Annotated in this window: 4 protein-coding genes; all 4 read left to right on the top strand. The window is 33.3% G+C overall.

Annotated elements, in window-relative coordinates; all coding sequences use genetic code 11:
• Positions 1–168 precede the first annotated feature (168 nt).
• Positions 169–1,194: a hypothetical protein gene (locus AC1VAQ_RS14655; protein ID WP_302599549.1), complete on the top strand. Its 1,026-nt coding sequence runs from the start codon at positions 169–171 to the stop codon at positions 1,192–1,194.
• Positions 1,195–1,235: 41 nt separating this feature from the next.
• Positions 1,236–4,157: an insulinase family protein gene (locus AC1VAQ_RS14650; protein ID WP_479904078.1), complete on the top strand. Its 2,922-nt coding sequence runs from the start codon at positions 1,236–1,238 to the stop codon at positions 4,155–4,157.
• A 37-nt stretch (positions 4,158–4,194) separates the two neighbouring features.
• The gene (locus tag AC1VAQ_RS14645) at positions 4,195–5,601 is read left to right on the top strand and encodes a L,D-transpeptidase (RefSeq protein WP_302599551.1); all 1,407 of its coding nucleotides are present in this window, start codon (positions 4,195–4,197) and stop codon (positions 5,599–5,601) included.
• Positions 5,602–5,697: 96 nt separating this feature from the next.
• The gene (locus AC1VAQ_RS14640) at positions 5,698–6,912 is read left to right on the top strand and encodes an ATP-binding protein (RefSeq protein ID WP_302599553.1); all 1,215 of its coding nucleotides are present in this window, start codon (positions 5,698–5,700) and stop codon (positions 6,910–6,912) included.
• Positions 6,913–6,932: the final 20 nt, after the last annotated feature.

Raw genomic sequence — 6,932 nt, 5'->3', positions numbered from 1 at the left:
GTACTTGATTATTTTTTGGACGATACCTAATTAATGTCTTAACTTAATGACATTGGGATTTCCTATCTCTTTTTTTTGTAGACTAGGAAAGTTTGATTTTTAAATGTGAATGTGAAGTGATATAAAAGGTACATACTAGAAAGGAGCAAATTAGGATGAGGTGAAAGAATGATTACATCACATAAATCTGTACTAAAAAAAATATTGTTTATATGCTTATTGAGTAGCTTAATCATAACTAGTTGCTTAGGCCAGCAGCAAAATGATTTTATAGGTTATCAGCTTATTGAAAGACCGCCTCAAGATGTCTTAAAGGGAAAACTTATTTTAAGTGATTCACCGGAAGAGGTGAAAACACATGGCATTTTATATGAAGAGCAAGTGATAGGAAGGGGACGATTGTTATTTCATCATTTAAATGCATCATGTGGTAATAAGCGTCTTGTAGTGATTATAAGGAATAAAGAAGATATGAGTACGACTGTGCAAGTATTAAAAAAAGAAGTAGTGGGTCCTACTAAGTATATTGTTCAAGCAGGACAAACATTACTAGAAAAGTATTTTAATGGAGAGGAGAAAGAAGAGATCGTAGTACCTCCTTATGGAGAAAGGATTATATTTGAAAGTGAAGAAAATTCATGGGTCCCACATTCGTTACTAACGGGTATTATTGATTTTGAAACGAATGGGAAGATAGAAATGATTATAGCTGCCATTTTACCTACAGAAAATAGCGGATTTATTTCAAAACTTCCTTACTTAGAACGAGATCGTCATCCGCGAGGTACATTTTCTGTTTTAGAAGAATATTACACACTTCACTTACCTAGTTTTGGAAAATATTATATGTGTATGGAACAAGATGAAGATTGGGCAATAGGAAAAGATGGAATTACGCAGGAAATTACCATGAACCGAGGAAACTATGGTATAATGTATCATATTACAATTCAAACAGAAGCTGATACAAAAGTACAATTTGTACCAAGAGCAGGTGTGTTCAAAGGTGTAATCAAATGGGAAGAAGGCAACTTATGCCCTATAGAACGTATGCATTATTTCAAACGCTGTAAGGAAGCAGTTGATTTAGGGAATCTTAAGGCATACGAAACAAAGACCTTAAGTTATATGATTCCCAATGGTTCAGCGGCACCGATTTGGTTACAATTTGAAGTGCTTGAGGAATCGGAATAGTAGGAATATAAATTCGAGAGATATAATAGAAGGGATTTAGGATGGATTTAGAATGTGTACAGCAATATAAGGGATTTAAACTCCTTCAACAAGAATACATTGAAGAAGTAGAAGGAATAGGGCGTGTTTTAAAACACGAAAGAAGTGGGATCACAATTATTAATCTTAGCAACAAAGATCCCCATAAGGTTTTTTGTGTAGCTTTTCATACACCGCCAGAAAGTAATAATGGTGCACCTCATATTGTAGAACATACAGTATGTTGTGCATCGAAGAAGTATCCACTGAAGGAAACTTTTATGGCCCTTGAAAAGGGGTCTATTTGTACAACATTGAACGCTTGTACTTATCCAGATATGACGATGTATTATGGTGCAAGCTTAAGTGAAAAAGATTTAAGTGGTATCATGAAAGTTTATATGGATATGGTTTTTCATCCGTTGATGAAGGAAGATGAGAGACTTTTTGCCCAAGAAGGATGGCATTATACGCTAGACGAAGGCGAGCTAGGAATTAGTGGCGTTGTTTATCATGAAATGCAGGGTGAATATGGTGAGGCAACAACAAGGCTTGAGCATGCTTTAAGTAAGGCGCTCTTCCCAGATACACATTATCGATTTGATGCGGGTGGCATACCACAAGAGATTGTAGGACTTAGTTACAATGAATTTTTAGCATTCCATGAGAAATACTATGTTCCACAAAATAGCGTGATTTATTTGTATGGGAATATGGACTTAAAAGAACAATTACAGCTTTTAGAGGAATCATGTTTAAAGGAGCTACCGTCTCTATCAGAACAAACAATAAGAAGGAATTTTGAAGGAAAATGTCAAAAAACTCCTAATGAGCCACTTTATGTAACAGAAGCTTATCCAGCAGATTTAGAAGAGAATCAAACACTAATGAGTTTAAGTTTTGTAATAGGAACAGCATTAGATGCAGAGCTTAGACTTGCCTTTGAACTTTTAGAACACATGTTACTTAGAAGTAGTGCATCTCCGTTGGCAAAAGCTATAGTGGTAGATCGTCATCTGGGTGTAAGTTTAGGTGAGGGAGGGTATGATACAAGTCGTTATCAACCTGTTTTTTCGATTTCATTAAAAGGTGCAGCAAAAAATCAAGGAAGACTTTTTGAAGAAACAGTTCTTGAAACGCTTCAAAAGTTAGTAAAAGAAGGTATTGATGAAGATCTTATAGAGGCAGCACTACATACACTTGCTTTTGAATTAAAAGAGGTTGATGCATCTTATGAACCTGTAGGACTTCAATATGGTGAAATGATTTTAAATAGTTATTTATATGGTGGTAAGCCTTTTATACACCTTAAATATAAGGAACCTGTAGAAAAGATTAAGCTCTATAAAGCAAAAGGTTACTTTGAAGCCTTAATTCAGAAGTACCTTTTAAATAATAAACATCGTGTACTCGTGGTTTTAAATCCAAGCCATCAACTTGCAAAAGAAGAACATGACGCTTTAGAAAAAAGCTTAGCAACCTATGAAAGTAGTTTGACAGACAATGATAAGACAGAAATTGTAAATAGGATGTGGGATTTAGAACAGATGCAAATGATGCAAAATACAGAAGCAGATTTAAGATGTTTGCCCTATTTAAAAAAGGAAGATTTAAATTTAGAAATTATACCAATTCATCATAAGGAAATAAATGATGCACCTTTTAAATATTACTTCCAAGAAGAAGAGACAAAGGGGATTGCTTATATTCATATATTGTTTGATACGCGTATTGTACCAGAAGAAGACTTGCCCTATTTGGGATTATTAGGTCATTTACTTACTTATGTTGGAACAGCCAATATGGATTATCAAGCCCTTGAAAATGCCATTAATCGTATAACTGGTGGCATGAATTGTTCATTGCAAGCGTATAATCATCTTGAGACGAATAGTTATAAGCCTTATTTTAAAATTACAAGTAAAGTACTTATAGAAGAGGTAGAGAAGTGGCGAATATTAATGCAATCAATCTTAACTGAAAGTATTTTTATAGAAAAGGGAAAAATCAAAGAGATTATTGGAAATATACAATATGAACTAGGAAGAAGTTTTGAAGGTGCACCTGAATATCGTGCAACAAGACGTGTATTTGCATTCTTTTCACCAGCTGGTCAATATGAAGATATTGTTTCGGGCATTAGATTTTATCAGTTTATTAAAGCATTCTATGAACAGTTTGAAATAAAATATGATGAAGTAATGGGAAAGGTAGTGCAGCTCTATAAAAAGATTATGTGTAAGCAGGGCTTAATGGCTTATGTTACAGCACCTAAATCAGAAGAGGTATTTTTACAGGAACAAATATTCATGCTAGGAAATAGCTTAGAAGATTGCATGTTATCACATTATCAGTATCAGTTGGCATTAGATACAAAGCGAGAAGCATATTGTACAATGCAAAAAGTAGAAGCGATTGCAAAAGGATTTAATTTTATAGAAGCAGGTTTCTCATATCATGGTGTATTAGAAGTAGCAGCTCATATTATTGAAAGTACGTATTTATGGGATCGTATTCGTTTGCAAGGTGGGGCATATGGCTGCGATCTTTTAGTCAGCCGAGATGGGAATTTAGTTATTTGTTCTTATTGTGATCCTAAGCTTGCAGGGACCCTTGAAGTATTTGATGGAATAGGTGACCTTTTAAGAAACTTACAATTAGAAGATAGAGAACTAGAACGTTATATTATTCATACCATTGGGACGATGCAAGCACCTATGAGTATGGAGCAAAAAAGTGAAAGAGGGCTCATGTATACATTATGTGGAATGTCTACGGCTCAGCTTGAACAAGCTATGCAAGAGATTTTAAATACAAATTTAGAACAAATAAGAGGTCTTGCAAGTCTCTTTGATGCTTTTAAAGAAGCACCTTATTTATGCGTTGTAGGTAGTAAAAAGCAAATTAAGAAGCATAAAAAATATTTTGATTGTATCATAGATTAATGAAAATAGGGAAATGCTAATAAGAGGAGGAGGTATAATGATTAAACCGAAAATTCTTATTAGCATTTTTTTATGTTGTCTTTTTCTGGTCTCATCTTGTACTTATGGTATGACATATAATCCTAAGATTTATGTAGGTGTACTTGAAGAAGATTATAATATATTTATTATGGGAGGAAATGTTTATCCTCTTTATTGTTTACATGAAAATAAATATATTCCTTTAACCTATTTAGAAAAAATGGGGCTTGAAAAACAAGAAGTAAATGGCATAATTTATTTAAATTATGGTAAATCATTAGATACATCAGCTGTTGCAGCATTACCATTAAAAGATCAGCCAGTCAGTATAAGTAATCAGATTGTTTATATAGGGCCACTTCGTACGTATACTATTGAAGCAGATGGAGAAATTTTAGTACCTTTAGATGCCTTAAAAGTATTGTGGCAAATTGATACGCATCAGGGTGCTTTTATCACGAATCATAGCTGGCTTAAGATGAATCATTTTGTAAAAGTAGATGAAGAAAAAATTACTAATATTTCACAAATTCCTATTTCCTTAGATTTACTTCATATTTGTTGGGATGGAAAGACATTTATTGATCATTATGAAATGGGATATGCCTTAGATCCTGGTCAAGCAAAAGAAAAATATCCTAAAAGCTTAACACAAAGTGGTGAGTATATGACAACATTAATTTTGCAAATTAATGGATTACCTACGCAGTGTCAAAGTAGTTTATTATATGGTCAAAAAAATGAGATACTCCTTAAGCGTTATGAAAATGAAAAGCGCAGACAGTATCTTTCTAAACTTTTCCCACCATTTCGTGTCATGGGGACAATGCGCTACAATGTAGGTCCTTTTAAAGAAAAAGAGAAGGTAGAAATTTGGCGTTCTGAGAAAACGTACTATTATATTGTTAAAGATAAAGATGGAAAAAAAGTGCGTATTCCTTGGAATAGTATTATTTTAGAAGGTGACCCAGGAAGTTTGAATCCGACAGTAGATTCAAAAGATGTTGAGGATTTTGTAAGTTTAAATGAAATGCATAGTGAGACAGATTATTTAATCTGGACAGATTTATATAGACAGCGTACGCATGTTCTGAAAAAGACGCCTAGCGGTTGGCATTTAGAGAAAACTTTTGTTTGCTCCACAGGAAAGGTAAACAATGCAACACCTACAGGCGTATTTAAAATAGAATATAGCATGCCTTATTTTGGTGTAGATAAAAACTTTCGCTGTAAAAATGCCCTTGTTTTTTTCTCAAGTTACATGTATCACTCTGTTTTATTTGACAAAAGTGGTACCTATATTAAATCTGGTCAATATGATTTGGGACGTAAAGTTTCTCATGGATGTATTCGTCTTTCAGAAAAAGATAGTGCTTGGCTGTATAAAAATATTCCTATTGGTACAACAGTATGGATTCGTTGATAAAACGTTTAAAAACATCAAAAAACAAATAATAATTGAAAAAAATTTAAAATATATTATAATTACTCCTATATAGAGACAACAGGAGGAAAACATATGTCATTTGTATTTTATCGTAATTTCAATGAAAATAAGATTTTAAATGGGGTATATGCTTTAAACGAAGGATTGGGGTATAGCACAAATAGTTGCAAACATCAGTTAGGTCAAGCAGATGAAATAAGAGAAAAAATTTATGAGGAAACACTAAGTGAACTTTTAGAGGTGGGAGTAGCAGCTGGACTTAAACAACATTTGTTTAAAATGTATTTAACATATTTAGTAGCTCGTTCAGAAAATGCATTTTCAGTAAGTTGTGAGCGAGACGGGGAAAAAATTGATGAGGCGCTCCGTACATTAGCTGTAAAAGACATTGCACAAGTTTTAGACTTATGGCATCATTCGCCATTTGATATCGAACTTGCAAAAGGAGCGCCAACTTTTTTAGATCCTTTATATGAAGTATTTGAAAATGCACACTCAGCAGAAGAGATAGTAGATTACTTAGTAGGTTATTATAAACGCTTTGGTGCAGGTATAATGAATGGATATAAAGCTTTTAAGTGGGATGAAAAAATAGGGCTTGTAGGGATTGGTGAATGTGACCCTATTACATTTGATCAGCTTATTGGATGTGATTATCAGAAAAAGGCACTTATAAAAAATACAGAAGCCTTTTTACAAGGTAAGGAAGCTAACAATGTCTTACTTTTTGGTGATAGAGGAACAGGAAAGTCTTCTTCTATAAAGGCGCTTTTAAATGCTTATTGTAAAGAGGGGTTACGTGTCGTTGAGCTTTCTAAGGCAGATTTTAAATATTTTAATCGCATTTTACATACTTTAAGGGAAAGGGGTCTGAAGTTCATATTATTCTTAGATGACTTATCTTTTGAAGAATTTGAAGTAGAATATAAATATATGAAAGCCCTTATTGAAGGTGGCATTGAGGTGAGACCGCAAAATGTACTTATTTGTGCTACATCAAACAGACGTCATTTAGTAAAGGAAACTTGGGATGATCGTCAGGGACAAGAAATTAATATTACAGATACAAGACAAGAAAAATTATCTTTAGCAGATCGTTTTGGGCTTTCATTAACTTTTACTTCGCCAAATCAAAATTTATATTTAGAAATGGTATATGCCATCGCTAAACATTATAAAGTAACATTAGATGAAAACACGCTACGTGAAAAAGCTATTCAATGGGAACTTTTACATGGTGGCCGTTCAGGACGTACAGCAAAACAATTTATATTATCTATACTATAAAATTTTAAGTTTATTTTGAG

It is taken from the genome of Cellulosilyticum sp., from assembly GCF_982396655.1.
Note: the sequence above shows the minus strand (reverse complement) of the source record. Positions and strands in the feature narration are given on the sequence as shown.

Excerpts from the sequence above, each read along its gene's own strand:
- AC1VAQ_RS14655 (WP_302599549.1), top strand. The coding sequence starts at position 169 with ATGATTACATCACATAAATCTGTACTAAAAAAAATATTGTTTATATGC.
- AC1VAQ_RS14650 (WP_479904078.1), top strand. The coding sequence starts at position 1,236 with ATGGATTTAGAATGTGTACAGCAATATAAGGGATTTAAACTCCTTCAA.
- AC1VAQ_RS14645 (WP_302599551.1), top strand. The coding sequence starts at position 4,195 with ATGATTAAACCGAAAATTCTTATTAGCATTTTTTTATGTTGTCTTTTT.
- AC1VAQ_RS14640 (WP_302599553.1), top strand. The coding sequence starts at position 5,698 with ATGTCATTTGTATTTTATCGTAATTTCAATGAAAATAAGATTTTAAAT.